At 29.3% G+C, this 15,279-nt stretch carries 29 protein-coding genes and 1 other RNA gene; 20 read left to right on the top strand and 10 right to left on the bottom strand.

Features of this window, described 5'->3' with window-relative positions; all coding sequences use genetic code 11:
• Window positions 1-14: 14 nt before the first annotated feature.
• Window positions 15-251 (bottom strand): hypothetical protein, encoded by a 237-nt coding sequence (locus HA145_RS03785; RefSeq protein WP_209127921.1) that lies wholly within the window; start codon window positions 249-251, stop codon window positions 15-17.
• A gap of 532 nt (window positions 252-783) precedes the next feature.
• Between HA145_RS03785 and HA145_RS09600 the strand changes: the two genes are divergently transcribed.
• The 6 genes from HA145_RS09600 (at window position 784) to HA145_RS03760 (ending at window position 2,629) form a co-directional block, all read left to right on the top strand.
• Window positions 784-909 (top strand): hypothetical protein, encoded by a 126-nt coding sequence (locus tag HA145_RS09600; RefSeq protein WP_257469975.1) that lies wholly within the window; start codon window positions 784-786, stop codon window positions 907-909.
• A 291-nt stretch (window positions 910-1,200) separates the two neighbouring features.
• Window positions 1,201-1,452 (top strand): molecular chaperone DnaJ, encoded by a 252-nt coding sequence (locus HA145_RS03780; RefSeq protein ID WP_209127920.1) that lies wholly within the window; start codon window positions 1,201-1,203, stop codon window positions 1,450-1,452.
• Window positions 1,453-1,467: 15 nt separating this feature from the next.
• Window positions 1,468-1,623 carry a hypothetical protein gene (locus HA145_RS03775; RefSeq protein WP_012007524.1) on the top strand — a complete coding sequence of 52 codons (156 nt, stop codon included), beginning with the start codon at window positions 1,468-1,470 and terminating at the stop codon, window positions 1,621-1,623.
• 90 nt (window positions 1,624-1,713) lie between these two features.
• Window positions 1,714-1,941: a hypothetical protein gene (locus HA145_RS03770; protein ID WP_025926289.1), complete on the top strand. Its 228-nt coding sequence runs from the start codon at window positions 1,714-1,716 to the stop codon at window positions 1,939-1,941.
• Window positions 1,941-2,195 carry a hypothetical protein gene (locus HA145_RS03765; RefSeq protein ID WP_209127918.1) on the top strand — a complete coding sequence of 85 codons (255 nt, stop codon included), beginning with the start codon at window positions 1,941-1,943 and terminating at the stop codon, window positions 2,193-2,195. Before HA145_RS03770 ends, HA145_RS03765 begins: the two co-directional genes overlap by 1 nt.
• A gap of 296 nt (window positions 2,196-2,491) precedes the next feature.
• Window positions 2,492-2,629 (top strand): hypothetical protein, encoded by a 138-nt coding sequence (locus HA145_RS03760; RefSeq protein ID WP_209127917.1) that lies wholly within the window; start codon window positions 2,492-2,494, stop codon window positions 2,627-2,629.
• Window positions 2,630-2,730: 101 nt separating this feature from the next.
• On the opposite strand, the gene HA145_RS03755 is transcribed toward HA145_RS03760, so the two are convergent.
• A complete protein-coding gene (locus tag HA145_RS03755; RefSeq protein ID WP_209127915.1) occupies window positions 2,731-3,396 on the bottom strand; it encodes an SDR family oxidoreductase in 666 nt (221 codons plus the stop codon).
• A 172-nt stretch (window positions 3,397-3,568) separates the two neighbouring features.
• On the opposite strand from HA145_RS03755, the gene HA145_RS03750 reads away from it, so the two are divergent.
• The 8 genes from HA145_RS03750 (at window position 3,569) to HA145_RS03715 (ending at window position 6,165) form a co-directional block, all read left to right on the top strand.
• A complete protein-coding gene (locus HA145_RS03750) occupies window positions 3,569-3,775 on the top strand; it encodes a hypothetical protein (RefSeq protein ID WP_209127913.1) in 207 nt (68 codons plus the stop codon).
• A gap of 60 nt (window positions 3,776-3,835) precedes the next feature.
• Window positions 3,836-4,027 (top strand): hypothetical protein, encoded by a 192-nt coding sequence (locus HA145_RS03745; protein WP_209127912.1) that lies wholly within the window; start codon window positions 3,836-3,838, stop codon window positions 4,025-4,027.
• The gene (locus HA145_RS03740; protein WP_209127911.1) at window positions 4,017-4,226 is read left to right on the top strand and encodes a hypothetical protein; all 210 of its coding nucleotides are present in this window, start codon (window positions 4,017-4,019) and stop codon (window positions 4,224-4,226) included. Before HA145_RS03745 ends, HA145_RS03740 begins: the two co-directional genes overlap by 11 nt.
• A gap of 182 nt (window positions 4,227-4,408) precedes the next feature.
• Window positions 4,409-4,615: a TIGR02450 family Trp-rich protein gene (locus HA145_RS03735; protein ID WP_209127910.1), complete on the top strand. Its 207-nt coding sequence runs from the start codon at window positions 4,409-4,411 to the stop codon at window positions 4,613-4,615.
• Window positions 4,616-4,719: 104 nt separating this feature from the next.
• Window positions 4,720-4,893 carry a hypothetical protein gene (locus HA145_RS03730; protein ID WP_209127909.1) on the top strand — a complete coding sequence of 58 codons (174 nt, stop codon included), beginning with the start codon at window positions 4,720-4,722 and terminating at the stop codon, window positions 4,891-4,893.
• Window positions 4,894-5,419: 526 nt separating this feature from the next.
• Window positions 5,420-5,674: a chlorophyll a/b-binding protein gene (locus HA145_RS03725; RefSeq protein WP_209127908.1), complete on the top strand. Its 255-nt coding sequence runs from the start codon at window positions 5,420-5,422 to the stop codon at window positions 5,672-5,674.
• 104 nt (window positions 5,675-5,778) lie between these two features.
• Window positions 5,779-5,976 carry a hypothetical protein gene (locus tag HA145_RS03720; protein WP_209127907.1) on the top strand — a complete coding sequence of 66 codons (198 nt, stop codon included), beginning with the start codon at window positions 5,779-5,781 and terminating at the stop codon, window positions 5,974-5,976.
• Between the two features lie 6 nt (window positions 5,977-5,982).
• Window positions 5,983-6,165, top strand: a complete 183-nt coding sequence (locus HA145_RS03715; protein ID WP_209127906.1) for a hypothetical protein — start codon at window positions 5,983-5,985, stop codon at window positions 6,163-6,165.
• Between the two features lie 716 nt (window positions 6,166-6,881).
• Here HA145_RS03715 and HA145_RS03710 read toward each other — a convergent pair.
• Window positions 6,882-7,172 (bottom strand): DUF1651 domain-containing protein, encoded by a 291-nt coding sequence (locus tag HA145_RS03710; protein WP_209127905.1) that lies wholly within the window; start codon window positions 7,170-7,172, stop codon window positions 6,882-6,884.
• A gap of 129 nt (window positions 7,173-7,301) precedes the next feature.
• Here HA145_RS03710 and HA145_RS03705 point away from each other — a divergent pair, with 129 nt between their 5' ends.
• From HA145_RS03705 to HA145_RS03690, 4 genes are all read left to right on the top strand, one after another.
• On the top strand, window positions 7,302-7,601 hold the full coding sequence (locus tag HA145_RS03705) for a hypothetical protein (RefSeq protein WP_245151778.1): 300 nt from the start codon (window positions 7,302-7,304) through the stop codon (window positions 7,599-7,601).
• A gap of 69 nt (window positions 7,602-7,670) precedes the next feature.
• The gene (locus tag HA145_RS03700) at window positions 7,671-7,928 is read left to right on the top strand and encodes a hypothetical protein (RefSeq protein ID WP_025890613.1); all 258 of its coding nucleotides are present in this window, start codon (window positions 7,671-7,673) and stop codon (window positions 7,926-7,928) included.
• A 43-nt stretch (window positions 7,929-7,971) separates the two neighbouring features.
• Window positions 7,972-8,166: a hypothetical protein gene (locus HA145_RS03695; protein WP_245151777.1), complete on the top strand. Its 195-nt coding sequence runs from the start codon at window positions 7,972-7,974 to the stop codon at window positions 8,164-8,166.
• Window positions 8,167-8,916 (top strand): NAD-dependent DNA ligase, encoded by a 750-nt coding sequence (locus HA145_RS03690; RefSeq protein ID WP_209127903.1) that lies wholly within the window; start codon window positions 8,167-8,169, stop codon window positions 8,914-8,916.
• Between the two features lie 123 nt (window positions 8,917-9,039).
• Here the strand turns inward: HA145_RS03690 and HA145_RS03685 are convergent, their stop codons facing one another.
• From HA145_RS03685 to HA145_RS03665, 5 genes are all read right to left on the bottom strand, one after another.
• Entirely contained in the window at window positions 9,040-9,192 is a 153-nt protein-coding gene (locus HA145_RS03685; RefSeq protein ID WP_011862727.1) for a hypothetical protein, read from the bottom strand.
• Window positions 9,182-9,322 carry a hypothetical protein gene (locus tag HA145_RS03680; protein WP_209127902.1) on the bottom strand — a complete coding sequence of 47 codons (141 nt, stop codon included), beginning with the start codon at window positions 9,320-9,322 and terminating at the stop codon, window positions 9,182-9,184. The genes HA145_RS03685 and HA145_RS03680 overlap by 11 nt, the downstream gene beginning before the upstream one ends.
• Window positions 9,319-9,618: a DUF1651 domain-containing protein gene (locus HA145_RS03675; RefSeq protein ID WP_011818187.1), complete on the bottom strand. Its 300-nt coding sequence runs from the start codon at window positions 9,616-9,618 to the stop codon at window positions 9,319-9,321. Before HA145_RS03675 ends, HA145_RS03680 begins: the two co-directional genes overlap by 4 nt.
• A gap of 162 nt (window positions 9,619-9,780) precedes the next feature.
• Window positions 9,781-9,965, bottom strand: a non-coding RNA gene (gene ssrS, locus HA145_RS03670) — 6S RNA.
• A gap of 17 nt (window positions 9,966-9,982) precedes the next feature.
• Window positions 9,983-11,173, bottom strand: a complete 1,191-nt coding sequence (locus HA145_RS03665; protein ID WP_209127901.1) for a 5-(carboxyamino)imidazole ribonucleotide synthase — start codon at window positions 11,171-11,173, stop codon at window positions 9,983-9,985.
• Window positions 11,174-11,298: 125 nt separating this feature from the next.
• On the opposite strand from HA145_RS03665, the gene aroB reads away from it, so the two are divergent.
• Window positions 11,299-12,390, top strand: a complete 1,092-nt coding sequence (gene aroB / locus HA145_RS03660) for a 3-dehydroquinate synthase (RefSeq protein ID WP_209127900.1) — start codon at window positions 11,299-11,301, stop codon at window positions 12,388-12,390.
• Here the strand turns inward: aroB and HA145_RS03655 are convergent.
• Window positions 12,387-13,577, bottom strand: a complete 1,191-nt coding sequence (locus HA145_RS03655; RefSeq protein WP_209127899.1) for an SAM-dependent methyltransferase — start codon at window positions 13,575-13,577, stop codon at window positions 12,387-12,389. The two genes, aroB and HA145_RS03655, sit on opposite strands and share 4 nt — an antisense overlap.
• A gap of 31 nt (window positions 13,578-13,608) precedes the next feature.
• Here HA145_RS03655 and HA145_RS03650 point away from each other — a divergent pair, with 31 nt between their 5' ends.
• The gene (locus HA145_RS03650) at window positions 13,609-14,406 is read left to right on the top strand and encodes a TPM domain-containing protein (protein WP_209127898.1); all 798 of its coding nucleotides are present in this window, start codon (window positions 13,609-13,611) and stop codon (window positions 14,404-14,406) included.
• 23 nt (window positions 14,407-14,429) lie between these two features.
• Here the strand turns inward: HA145_RS03650 and HA145_RS03645 are convergent, their stop codons facing one another.
• A complete protein-coding gene (locus HA145_RS03645; protein WP_245151776.1) occupies window positions 14,430-15,203 on the bottom strand; it encodes a TIGR04168 family protein in 774 nt (257 codons plus the stop codon).
• Between the last annotated feature and the right edge of the window lie 76 nt (window positions 15,204-15,279).

The raw sequence follows: 15,279 nt of genomic DNA, 5'->3' as shown, positions 1-15,279 counted from the left end.
ATCTGAGAGGGATTTTAATTGCCCCCATTGCAATACCTTACGGCCTCAGAGTTGGTGCCACCATCTTCAATAATTTCTGCAACACATTTATTAAAAAGTTTAGATTCCTTTTTTACTGAACAGAATCCAAAAGCTATTGCAGCTAATGCTATTGCCGATACGAAACTAGAACCCAGTTGTATAAAACCATAGGCAAACATAAGGTTTTTCTTTCCAGAACATTTTTTTGAATCCTTTTTTTCTTGTGTCATTTAATTTTTTTAACTAACTTAAATTTATTTAATTAACTTTAGGTTTGAGAAATATTTTCATAGAGAAAACCGAATTAAACAATTTATACTTCATCTATGACAAAAATTAAAAATTTCAAGTTTTGATTGATTTTTCTTCACTTTAATTTTCAATTTGATACATATCAAGAAAAAACTTTTAAAAATTTTTATCAACATGAGCTTCTGGTATAAAAAATATATCTTTTTTAAAAAGTGATGATCCCACTGTTATAACAATAGATTGTGTTACTTTTTAAACTATATTTTATTTTTTTTGATGAAGTATTAATACTTAAAAACTTTTTCTAGAAAAGCTTGTTTTGATAATGCTCCCGAAGAGTTATCCACTTTTTAAGAGTTTTTCAACAGGGTTTTCCACAATATGTTGATTAAATTTGAATTTCTATGTGCAAAATAAAATATTATCTTCTTTTTAAAAAAACTATCCACAATTTTTTTTGGGGATCACTAAGATCTCAAATGTCTTTAAATAATTTTAAGAACAAATCTTATGAACCCAAATGAGACAAAAAAGGATTTAAATCACGAAATCAAAAAAGAGTTAGAAAAGTCTAAGCTCAAAGTCCTTACTAATGAAAATGATTTTTTAGTAAAAAACCTCAAAAAGGCTGGATGATTTTTTAGAGCTAAAAAAATATTTTTAAACAACAAAATTTTCAAAAATCCCTTTCTTGTACGAAATAATTCTCTTGAATGATCACATAAATATTTTTAAATTGTCAAATATAAAATTTCTATTAAATATTCAAGTTAATACTTCAGATACTAAACATATAAATCAAATCCTAGTTATATTATTTTAATCTCAATAAGAGATCAGATCAGAAATATAAACGGAAAATTCCTAGTTTTTTAATTATATAAACAATAATTTTCCATGTTTTCGAGTCATTGTTTCTATCAAAAAATGAATACCCAAGAACTAAAAGTCAATTATAAAAAGCTTTTAAATAAAGCTGCTCAAGCAAACGGTCGTAAAGAAACTGTTTCTTACTTAAACCGTGCTGCTAAAATTAAGTCAAAACTTTACTCAACATCTAAAGTAAATTGCTTCAAATGTAATGGTGTAGGTTTTCTAAGAATTTCATTAGATGAAACTAAAACCTGTTTATCTTGTTATGGGAAGGGTTTTTTGATTAAAGAAATTCAGCAGGTTTAAAAAATTTTATTGTTCATGAAAGATCTAATTCAAGCTCATAAAAAATTAATTAAAACAGTAAAAGAACAAATGGGATTTTCTGATTATGGGATGTACTGGTTAGCTTTCCTAGAAGGGGGTTTAACTATATGGTTGCTTGATAGAATATTTTTCCACTGGTTAAAGTTTTAATTTTTATTTTTGTCAAAAAAATTCTGCAGGTATTAAATAAATTAATTTATCGAAACCATTTAAAAAGTTGTAGCATAGTAAAAAACCAATATGCAATTACTGGGATTAATTCTTCTTCTAGCTAGTAGCTGGTACCTATGGAAATTAACATCAAACTTCCTTGATGAACCGACAAAAAAAGAGCTGACAAATAGTTTTAATAATCTCAAAAATAAATTTTCTGAGGGAAAACAAAACTTCTCCAAAGCAAAAATAAGTGAAGCTTGGGAAAAATACAAAGAAGAAGGTGGAGCTTTATCTAATAAAGAAAAAAGCTAGTGGACTTTTTTATTATTAAAAGTCTCACTAAAGATATTTCTAGAATTGATCTAATTGGTATTTTGATTGGTCATTTAATTTTTGGTGTTGCATTAACACAGATTTTAGATTGGACATGGTTAAAAAACCTTATGAGTGAAGAAGATAAAACAAGGATGCTTAAAAGCTATACATGGAAAGACTTATTAGTAGATGCAGCAATTGTTACGGTAGTTCTAGGAATAATCTTTTTGATAATTAGCATTTTTCTATAAATGAACGTAACTTACATCCTTTTAGTTTTTTTAATGATGTCAATTGTGATTTTCACTCAAATAATCAATTCCTTCGACAAAAATAAAGTTAAATGACAGAAGTAACTAGCAACTCCTCAACTGGGTGGTATTTAATAGCTTTGGTAAGCACTTTATCTTTTTTAGCCCTAATTTATTTTGGCCAAAAAAGATAGAGTAGATTTTGAAAGACTATTTAAATTCATAAAAAAAACTCTGCAACTACTTGAGATGCAGAGCTTTTGATTATTAAGTGATTGATTTATATAAATCTATTGATGATGAAACCTTTTTTCTTAATTAAAGAAAAAGAGACCGATGAATGTGATGAAGATACTGAATTCACGGTCCCTTTGTTAACCGCATTTTTCGGTAGATACGACAATGAATCACCTCCTTTACTAATGTTTTTCTAAAGATAACCAAAAGAATTAAACATGGAAGGAAATTTGTTAAAAACTTAAAAGTTTTTTAACAAATTATCGATATAAATTTCTTCAATACAAAGGTAAAGATATTACCAGGGCAAAATTTCTCCATTGGAATGCCAAAACATCCCCGAATTATTTTTATTTAAAGAATCAATACGTTTTAAAATGCCATTTGCTGATTCTTCAGGACTAATTCCATTTCTTGTAAAACCAGTCATTCTTGTACTTACTAACCCAGGGTGCAAAATAGCTACATAAATATCTTCTCTTGATAAATCTATGGAAAGTGATTTTGCTGCCATAGACAAGGCTACCTTAGACATCCTGTAACCATAAGAACTTCCTGATGTATTATCTTCAATAGACCCCATTCTACTTGTGATAAAAGCAACTTTAGAAGATCTTTTTAAAAGATGTCTAAGTGATTGCGTCATACATATTGGGCTCAATGCATTGACTTCAAATTGACGCAAAATACTTTTCTTATCTAAGTTTTCGAAAGAATTAAATTCATAAATTCCTGCATTATGAATTAAGCAATCTAAATTAACTCCAGATAATTTTTTACACAAATTTGTTATTGACTCATCAGAAGAAATTTCTACATTCTCTTCAACTCTCACTCCTAAATCTCTAAGTTCTTTTGAAGCTTTCCTACACGTTGCAATTACATTATCTCCCCTCTTATGAATTTGCCTACATAATTCTAATCCAATTCCCCTATTTGATCCTGTAATTAGATAAGTTGGCATCTTTAAAATAAAAAATAAAAAATTAATCTAAATCCAAATATAAAAAAAAACAAACTAGAAAAAGAAAAAAGTTATATATTACCTGATGAGATTTTTTAAGGTTATAATTAATTGAAATATTCAAAGATTTTTAAAAGAAAGCGAAGATATTTTTATAATCAAAATTTATTGTATGGAAATTTTCAATCAAGAATTTATACAAGAGATTATTAGGTTAACATGGAGAAATCCTGCTTTCATGGCTGTAGCTATTGCATTAGTTTGGCTCATACCACAATTATTTATTAGAAAAATAATGGCAAAAAAATATGAACAAAGAAAAATAGAAATTCAGAAAAATAAAATTCAGAAGCTTTACCCAACAAATACTACAAAATAAGATTTTTATTTTTAAAGTAAACTAATAATTAAAAAAATAATTTTTGCGTATAAGTAAAACATGAACTACAAAATAATTAGAATTGATGGGAAAGATGATGAATTAACCTCTCAAAGTTTTGATAAGTATTCAGAAGCATACGATTTGTTGGAGGAACTATATGGAGATTTATGTTGTTCAGATGCTGATTATGGAGACATAACCTATTACGATATTGTGGAAAATAATTTAAAAAATATTAATGGAGAATAAAAAATGGGCTCCCTCCCAAGAAGAAAATTTAGGTGTAATAACGAGTGTATATGAATTAATTAAAGAAGAACTTTCAGAACTTCAAAAAGAAACTGGATGTCCCGATTCATTTATTTATGATTTTATTGGCAAGATTCAGAATGAATGGCATCCTGAGTCTTGCCACTCCATAGTTAGAAATAAAAAAAGAAAAAATTAGAAATATTAAATCTTCAACTCAAATTTATAAAAATTCTTTAAAATAATTTGAATTTAAAAATATTAAAGCATGATTATTAGAATATTAGGTATCGTACTTATTCTTGGTACGATCGCATATTATGGCTTAGTTTTGACTGGTCAAAGCAACCTTTAGTTTTTTTTAACTTTTAAATATTTCACATGAAATGGCCTCCTACTCTTTGTTGGACAGCACCGAAGACAATTAACGGTAATAGACATTTTCAAGTTAAATCTTACGGTGGTAAAAATGAAGATAGATGGGTTGATATTTTCCCAACCAAAAATAAAAAAGATATTAAAAGGATCTCATGGGCAAAACTAAAATCAGAATGGACTACTGGATGGTTACGTCTCCCAAAAGATTAAGATTAATTTGCTTATGTAAACAAATATTATTAACCACAAAACTGTAAAAAATAATACCTAATACACAAAAAATAACTTCTAAGATTTTCTAAAAGCTGTTTAATATGAAGCCAGAACCGAAGAAAAAACTTCCTAATAAAAAAGTTATAAGTTCAGCAAAATTTGAGGCTAAAGAACAATTCACAAAATCTGCATTAGAAAATTTAAAAACAGAAAATGAAAGACTTGTTAATTCACTAAAAAAATCTGGTGAAATTAAAGACTCCAAAAAAAAATAGATTTACGGAATCAAAATTTTTCTATTAGTATAATATTTTATTTACTGAGAAATGATTGAAAAAATCTCACTTGCAAATTCTCATTTACCTCAACTCATTGGATTCGTACTTATGTCAATAGGTTATACATTAGGAAATAAATTCTATCTTCCCGAAATTAAACAAAAATAATTATTACTAGTTTATTTAAAATTATTCATAAAATTATATTTAAAATATACTCCTAATTAAAAAAATAATTATACTCTTTCTGATGCGGAAAATAAAAACATTACAGTTAATTCTTTGATTACATCAAGAAAACTTCCTAAAGAAAACTGACACATAATTGTATCAATCTAGTGTTTAAGAATTTCAAATCCAAAGAAAAAGTAAGAATTCATACTAATTTTTTTAAAATATGTTACATTTGTTAATAATTTAAGTCGTACTTCCCTATTTCATTAAATGAGAAATATGGAAAATTTTGATACATACAAATGTCATTTTTTTTGGCTTACTAATTGATCGCATATGAATTCTCAAAATGGATGCTCTTACTAGTTTTATAGTTGTTATCATCGCAATTACAATTCAATTCTCTTTATACGCGTTTAAAAGGTTACAGGAACCTTTAGAACCGAATTATTTGACAGATAAAAAATCAAAAGAAATTAAGAGCTATATGGGTAAATATTGGAAAAATGCCGAAATAACAAATGGGAGATTAGCTATGATTGGTTTTTTAGTTTTAATAATAAACTACGGTTTTTTTGGGTGGATAATACCTGGTTTTATTTAGATTATTAATTTATTTAAATTTTTAAATTTAAAGAAACATGAATTTATCTTTCAAAACAAACTCTCCTTTTTAAAAAAAAATTTTTAATATAAGTTAAAAAGCAATTGGGTAATTCTGATTTTGATAAAAATGGATTAGACGGCTATGGCATACATTGGCTTCAATATGCTGCTTTTGCAGTCTCTGGTTTTGCTATATTCTCAACCTGGGCATTTTTTTATGATGAAAGATTTCACAACTTTGTAATGAATATCTTTAGGGTTATTAACTGCAGTGGGTTTAACTGTAATGGAGCATTTTAAAATTCTATGGCTAATCCAGATCAGAAAACAATATTAATTGATAATGCTTATGAGGAAATAAAAAACATTTGTATAAACCTACAAAAAGATACTGATGCTTCGAATTCAGAACTTATAAGTTTACTGAAACTAATTATTAGTGAATGGGAAGAAAAAGAAGAACTAAAAACTGGTTTTGGATTCAGGTAAAGTTAGCAGCTATCTAAGAAGGGACTCAAGCCTAAAGTCATTTTTATATGAACAGATTTTTTACTTTTAAAATTTAATATTTATTAAGAAATTAATAAGGAATGAATCTCAAATAGAAGATTCATTCCATATTTAGCATTAGTTTTATCTAGATTTAAATTTTATAATTTAACTTCTCTGGTGGACTGTCAATCATTAGATCCCTCCTATTCAATAAGTTAAACCTAGGCCTTACTTATTAAGAAAGTAAATCAGTAAAAATGCTGATTTATTATTTTCTAAAATGTTTGAATTAAAGATGCTAATTCTGGTGCATCTAATAAAAGTGCAAAAAATGTAAGCACCACTAATAAAAATATGGAAAAGTAGAATTGAATCATGCTTCAAAATTACTTAAAAAGAATTTTTTAAGTTGTATAAAATAATGCTTTGTTTACATAATTAAATATCTCTACCGAGAGAAGTTTAATTAGATAATAATTAAGACGCTTCAGGGGAAAATATCGTTCTATTTTTTTGCCAATACTCACAGCCTTTAAGTAAATGCTCACCCTGGGGTATGCGTTTTTCGTATTTTGGACAGATCAAGATAGTAGCAAAAGTTTCTGTAGTGCTGTAGCGAAAGTGATTGCAAGTAATACAAATCTTTGTTCGTTTTCGTTTTAGGGTAGATTCTTTTAGATATTCCCATTTTGACGGATTTACCTTGATCATGATTACTGGAATTTATTAGTAACAATTTGCCAACCTCCTGCAATTAATTCATTCCATGTTTCACAAGCACACTCATTAGAATGAAGTCTTGAATTTTTAATTTGGGCTGGTTCACCTAATTCATTTGCATAGAAAAGATGAGTATATACTTGTAAGTTATTAGATACAGATTTCTTATAACTCTCAAAAAAAATTAATAAACCACTTTTTTTGTTAAACAACCAGCCAGTTGGGGGGTCAATAAGGCTGCCACTATAAAAATAAGTCCGAACATTAGCGACTCCTGAAGTCATTAAGATAATACAGTTGTACTATTAATATAAATGTACTAATTATAGAAGTCAAGTATTCCTCTGATAATTATTTAAATACTAAAATTACTTTCCAGAAATAAGCAGCCGTAAACTTCTTATTTGGTAATAGTGAATACAAGTAACTCCTCGAAAAGGAAAATATCATTTAAAGAGTATCTCCAAAAGAATGCAATGTATCGAAATCCCTTCTATTTAGGATGGAACAAAGGTTGGTCTTTTTTATTTTTTTTAGAGGGTGGCATTGCAAAAATTGAAGCAAAAGGTTTTGGTATTTCTATTACAACAAAAGTTGAGAAAGGAGAATCACCTCTAGAATCTGCCGATAGATTAGTCTCGAAAGAGCAAAGGATTAGAAAATCAAGATATTATTCTTGGGTTAAATCTATTAATGAAAAAACAATAAATTAACCAATCCTTAAATTTCTAAAGTAATTTGTTGACAGTCAATTTAAAATAGAAAATAGTCATTTATTTTTCGTGTCCAATAAATTTTATGAATGGTGGAAAAACCATAGAAAAGTTGTAACCTATGGGGCTTTTATCATATTGTTTGGTTTTTATTTATCTCCTGTTGTCAAAGAAGCAAAATACAAAAACCAATGTATTAAGTACTCTACTAAAGGAGCTTTAACTAAATTTAATAAGGACGATATAGGAGAAACTTTATTAGAAGAAACAGGTTTGAATATTGATGAACTAGCAAAGATTGAGGGTTATAAGAATTGCATTAATTAAAAAGTTCGCAAAAATTGTGCTGAGTTTTTAAATGATTAAAGGTATGTTTAAACTTATTTTATTAATTTTATTATTTGGATTTATATTAACAAGTCCAAAAACAAGATATTTGATTGGCATAACTCTTAAAGAAATTTCTTCATTTCTTTTATGGACTGTTAAATATGAAGATAGAGAAAAATGGATTATAGATAAACCAAGTTGGATACCTGACCAAAAACTTAAGCCATCGTATTAAATGAAGAGTTATTTAGAAGAACGAATTGAATGGTATGACGATAATTATAGAAATGGTAATGCTTTAATCTCTGATAAGCAGTTCGACCAACTTGAAAAAAATTTATTAAGAACAAACCCAAATTGTGATTACTTTAAAAAGAAAAATAAACTAGTTTTACCTTCATTAGAAAAGGATTCAATAGATGAATTTTTGAAAGGATTATTAGTAGATACCAGATTATTAATTGAACCAAAAATTGATGGTTGTGCTGTTGCTTTGCAATATAGGGATGGAACCTTGGAGAAAGCAATTTCAAGAAAAGGGGCAGACGTTACTAGTAAACTTATTAAAGTCCAAGACATTCCCAATAATCTCCCTTTACGAGGAGTTCTTCAAGTTAGAGGTGAATTATATGCACCCAACCAAAGTCCAAATATCTCCCAGAGAATCTCTTCTGGATTTCTAAGAGCTAAAGAAGGATTTTCTGAAAGTCTTAGCTTCTGTGCATTTCAAATACTTAATTCAAAACTTAACCAATATGAGTCCAAAAAAAGTCTTTCAAAGCTTGGCTTCACGATCCCTCAGGATATTTCATGCAACTTTACGAGCCAACTTGAATTATTTAGAAAACAATGGCTAGAAGGGAAACTTTTTAGTAACTATCCAACAGATGGAATAGTAGTAAAAATAAATTCTAGAAAATTACAATTGATTAGAGAAAAATCAAATTTAGATTATCCTTATTGGCAAGTGGCAATAAAACGTTAATGGAATTAATAAACCAGATTTTTCCTACTTGGCATATTTACTTGGATATGTTTTTGGTTGGCTTTGCAACTTATGGTTTTCTGAGAATTAAGAAAAAAATAAAAACTAAATAAAGTTTTTGAATCATCCGTGGTCCTTAAGCATGGATTTAAGTTGTTCGGTATCTAATTGTTCAAGATAATTCCTCATTGCCAACCAAGATCTTCTGCTTTCTAACTTTCCACTTTGTTTAAATAAATTTGCGGAAACTTGATCTATCAATTCTTTATGAGTCATATTTATATTCTTCATGAAGTTCAATCACAACACCATTAAAAAATTCTGCTAATAATTTTGATGGGTCTTGCATAGATATCTTTCTATCTACTTTTGATAATTTCTTTTTGATTGGATTTAAGTTAGTCATACAGATTCAGGTAATTCAAGTTCTTCAAAAGTCCAACCTTCTAATTGAAGGTCATGCCATTTATCCCAAGCATTATCCAAGTACATTTGAGTTGATGATTTAATTGCCATTGGCTCACCAAGATCATTTGCATAATATGTATGAGCAAAAATTCTCATACTATTTCTTGGAGATTTTTTATTCCTTGTAAATAAAATTAGTCTGCTGCGGTCTGGGCTAAGCAACCAACCACTTGGGGACTCATTACGATAACCGTAAGAAAAATTAGTCCAAACATTAGCTCCTCCTAAAGTCATTAATTAGTAATACATGTGTACTACAAATATAAATACATCAGAAATGGATCGTCAAGTATTTTGGCAAATAAATTATTTACACTGATAGAGAATAAAAACAGCCCAGTTATTCCAAAAAAATAAAATACCCACCAAAAGCCTGTTTTAGCAAGCATTTTGATAGGTAACACCGGATCCCCGTCAGTTCTCTGCTGCATCGACCTGGAAATGCCAGAAGAGGATTCAAAGTGGGCTTTCGTTTCCGATTACAAGATCGGTTTACTACCGCATCACGACAGTCTCCTCATGTCGAAAGAGAGTCAGATCAGAGCACATAAAGAAGAACTTAACCAAAGACCCAGTAATCTAACTCTAACTTATTTTTTTATGCATTTGGAGATGGCCAAATGTCTCTTACCATAGTTAATAAAATTTGAGCTTCATCATATCTTTCTGAATGCGTTTTACCATTTAATAGAAATGTGATGTGAGCCATTTTTCTTCCCAGCATTTCGCGAGATTTGCCATAAGAATGAATATTAGAACCCTCAATTTCAGATAACATCTTAATTCTGGATTCCATTGAGATTGGGAAATTCTTTTTTAACCCCAGTAGATTTATCATAATTGCACCTTCACAGTTCATTTTAATTTCAGGTGGCATTATCCCAGAAGAAATGCAAACATATTGATCAAACTGACTTGAAGTGCAAGCTTCAATAGAGAAATGAGCTGAGTTATGTGTTCTAGGAGCTATTTCATTAATTAAAAGACCATTATCTCCATAGAAGAATTCAATAGCTAAAACTCCAACGTAATTAAGTTCATTGACTATTGAAGAGAAAATATTTATTGCAAATAAGTTCAAATCATATTCATTTGTTCCAGGTGCAAGAACCCAATCACAAACATGGTTTGATTGGAATGTCTCAACTATTGGAAAGAATCTTATCTTACCGGTCCTATCTCTCGAACCAACGAGAGCCAGTTCTTTTTCATACTCTATCCATTCTTCTATTAACCATTCATCAGAATTATTCTCTGTTAAAAAAGAATCTAAATCTTCTTTTGTCTTTATTTTTCTGTTCCCTTTACCGTCATATCCACCTTTATTTGATTTTGCCATTAGAGGAAAATTCCAATTATTGATTTCCTCATCCGAGAGATTTTTAAAATCTTCAATGCTTATCCATTTTGGACAAGGAATATTCATTCTATCTATTAATTTTTTTTGAGAAAACCTATCTACTAATGGCTTAATTGCATTAAGGCTTGGGACAAAAATATCTTTATTGTCAATTAAATTTAATTTATCAATTTTTATCCATTCATTTTCAAAAATTATTTTTTCACACTCATTAATTAATGATTTATTACCTCTTATCTTTAAAGGATCAGCTTCTATGACATGATCTGCTTTTGAACCAGCAGGATCATCACAAGATTTTGTTTGCACACATACTTCTAAATTTCTTTTTTTTGCTGCCTCGGTTAACATTAAAGCCAGTTGACCACCTCCAATTATTCCCAGAGAATAATTTTTCTTAATATCGTTTATATTTTTTTTTAAACTCATAGCATGATTTTATTACCATTTCTAATTCTTAACAACTGAATTTTTAAGTATCCAGAGCTTAGATTTTGCTAATATATAAAGTATTTAATACTAAATATTTATAAATTTTAACCAGGTAATCAATTGTGAATAAGAGAAAAATATTAGTCCCATTAGGTGATAAGTCATACGAAGTAACACTAAAAGCAGGGATACTGAATAATATCAGCGAAGAACTCTTAAGAATTGGAATAACAAAGAATAGAAAAATACTTGTAATTTCAAATGAAGAAATATCAAATTTGTATGGAGAAAAATTCTTAAATAATTTAAAAGATAATCAATACCAGGCCAAAATGTTCCTTATCAAGACTGGAGAATCATATAAAAACTTAAAAACCTTAAGTGAAATATATGATGTTGCATTTGAATTTGGCTTAGATAGAAATTCAATAATTATTGCCCTTGGAGGAGGAATTGTTGGAGATGTAAGTGGCTTCGCTGCTGCTACTTGGCTAAGAGGCATCGAATATATACAGATTCCAACAACATTATTATCGATGGTTGATTCATCTGTGGGAGGAAAAACAGGAGTAAATCATCCAAAAGGTAAGAATTTAATTGGAGCTTTCAATCAACCTAAAGCTGTTTTTATTGATCCAGAAACTTTAAAAAGTTTGCCCAAAAGAGAATTTAATGCAGGCATGGCCGAAGTAATAAAATACGGAGTAATAAGAGATAAAGAACTTTTCGAATACTTAGAAATTGAAAAACACAAGAATGAACTTATAAATCTCAAGAATGATTATCTAATTAAAATAATTAATAGTTCAATAAAAACAAAGTCTCATATTGTTTCTCAAGACGAACATGAAAATGGTGTTAGAGCGATATTGAATTATGGTCATTCTTTTGGTCACGTCATTGAAAATTTATGTGGATACGGCAAATTTCTACATGGTGAGGCAATATCAATTGGTATGAATATTGCGGGGAAAATAGCAATTGAGAAAGGGTTATGGTCTCAAGAAGAATTAGAAAGACAGAAGAATCTTTTAAGGAGTTACGATCTTCCTACCGAGATCCCCAAAATAAATAAAGAAGAGGTTCTAACAATACTTATGGGCGACAAGAAAGTTCGTGATGGCAAAATGAGATTTATATTACCGAAAGAAATTGGTGCAGTAGATATATATGATGACGTAGAAGATTCATTATTTTTAAAGTTTTTTTCTTAACGTAAACAGGTTGAATTTATTTTCATTTCCTTCTCCTTAAACTTATTAAAAACAAACCACTTAAAATTACCTAGACATACAGGATCAACGAGTCTAAGTAATGCCTCTCTTCTTAAAAGAGCATTTGATAAATCCTCCTTAAATTCCTTCTGAATTCCATAAAGTCTCTCTGCCAATCCAAGTGCCAACAAAGCCTCTCCTTGTTTAGTTATTCCAAGAGTATTAAATCCAAGAGTCTCAGCATCATTAATTAAAGTTTCTATACAAACATGAGATGTTAAATCGCAATTTCCAGGAGAATCTAGAACATTATTCATCATTTTTTGATTTACATAAGAAACTATCGTCCCATCAGAATTCTTAGAGTTATAGTATTTTTCAGCTTCTTTAGCGTAATCAATTATCAATAAAATACCATTATTGATTTTTCCATAAATAGCTTCTAACCATTTTGAATTATCTACATGCCATTCGGTTGTCCATCCTTCAAGAGCATCTTCAGGCGGGATAGTGATTCCCAACTCACTTTTAGCAAGTTCAATACTTTTTCTCAATTCACTTGTAATTGACATTTCATCAAAATATAATTTATGAGATTTCTTCTCTATAGAAACTGCTTGTCGAAGTAATTTTCCTTTTGAGAAGGTTATTCTCTCTACTGGCAAAGCATCCAAAACCTCATTTGCAAGAACTATTCCATTTAAATTATTTTCTTCTACTTCATCCAAACCTTTCCATAAAATATCAATGCCTAAGTTTAAATATTCTTCCAATTTATTTTTTTGTTTTTCTACCATCCCTTCATTAGGTTCAATAATTACAAAAGAAACTCCTTCCAAAAAATTCTTGCTGTTTTCTAAAAAATATTTAATTAATCCACTCATAAAGCTTCCATCTCCTGCTCCAAATTCAATTACAGCTAATTTCTGATTAGATAAAAAACTATTTTTGAACTGAATCAACCAATCTTTTATTTGTTTACCAACCAAAAAAGCAAAATCATCAGATAAAGAGGGTGATGTGACAAAATCTCCTCGAACGCCTAACTCAGCCTTACCGCTGCCGTAATAACCATTAATAGGATCATTTAATGCAAAATTCATAAAGTCATAAAAACTTATAGTCCCACCCATTTTTATTATTTTTTTTACTAACCAATCTGGATTATTCGCGGGTAAGCTATTCATCGGCGAAAATATAAAAAGACAGAACTTATTTATGCCTTCAAAGATTAACTATTTATTAGGAATATTTCTATCTATATTAGTTTTAATTTCACATAAACCCGTTTTCGCTATAAATAATCCAAATCTATTACCAGAAGAAAAAACACCAGTAATTGATTTAGCTAAAACATTAAGCCCTAATCAGAAAAAATCTTTAGAGGAAAAGCTCAACAATCTAGAAATTGAAAGTGGGTGGAAAATTAAATATTTATCTCAGTTTGAAAGTTCTCCTGGTAGCGCAATAAAGGACTATTGGGATCTAGATGAGACAAGTTTGTTGATAGTCGCGGATCCAAGAGGGGGAAATTTGCTGAACTTTAACGTAGGAGAGGCTTATTTTAATTTTATGCCAAGGTTATTTTGGGTTGAACTTCAAACAAGATTTGGCAACCAATACTATGTTAAAGATCACGGTGAGGATGGTGCAGTATTAGATGCAATTGATTCAGTAAAGGTTTGCCTCGAAAGAGGAGGATGCCAAGTTGTCCCAGGCCTACCCAAAGAGCAATATATTTGGACTTTATGTACATCTATTCTTGGAGGTTTAGTAGCAGGTTTTGCATCTGCTCCAAGAAAAGAAGGTCAAGTCATATCAATTGGATTTTTAGCTCTTCTTTCTCCCTTATGGGGAATGTTATTTGGAATTTTTGGTTTGGCACCGATAATATCCAGAACAAATGATTTATTACCTTTATTTAAAAATGGTTTAGCTTTTACGGCCGCAGGAATTGCGGGTTATATCTTGTCTCAAACATTATTTTCAAGATATGAAAAGCCCAAAAATACTTAAAATATAAACAAAAATATCTAATCCTAAAAAAATTTATCTTCTTCACAAATTTCACCAGACTCTGAATACCATCGATGAGAAACATGACTTAATCCCTTTTTTTTAAACTCAATCCATGAAAAGTTAATTAATAATTTCCCATCTTCATCAGTTTTGTACCTTGGCACCACAGCAGTGTTGAAATAAATTGTTCCTTTGCTATCAATTTTAAACATCTCTCTTAAACCAAGATTTCTTTTAAGCCTGTTGTGCATATGACCAAAAATTACAAGATCAACTTTTCTTCTCTTTTGTATTTGAGAAATAGCCACAGACAAATCTCTATCTCCCCAATCTAATGAGGGTAATTTCCAGTCTTTTCCACAAATGCTTTTAGGTTCTGAACCTAAACCCGAGGGGCCAGCATGAGACATAATTATTAAAGGTATATCTTCTACAGTCTTTTCCGAACATTTAATTATTTTATTTATTGAATCTTGTTCGGTGATAGGTCCATAAACACCTTTAACTTCTCTCGAAAGATAATAGCCGCCGCCAGAACTACATGGTCTGGCAGACAATAAATTTATTTGATTATTAAAAACTTTCAAATCCCATGCGCAATATTTTTCACCAAGAACACGTATCTGCTTTGAAAGAGTTTCCCCTGTAGAATCTTTCCCTCTATCATGATTTCCTAAAATCACAAAAGTAGGAATTTTGATCTCATTGATTTTTTTAATTATTTTGACACTCCCATCAGAAATATCACCAACAAATAAAACAATATGTGGTTTGATAATCGATAAAACTTTCAAGTCTAATTCAGACCATTGACCATGACAGTCACCAACAATAGCAATTTTTAAATTTGTCAGAATTTTTTCTGTTTAA

It is taken from the genome of Prochlorococcus marinus XMU1411, assembly GCF_017696075.1.
Lineage (GTDB): Bacteria > Cyanobacteriota > Cyanobacteriia > PCC-6307 > Cyanobiaceae > Prochlorococcus_A > Prochlorococcus_A marinus_V.
Note: the sequence above shows the minus strand (reverse complement) of the source record. Positions and strands in the feature narration are given on the sequence as shown.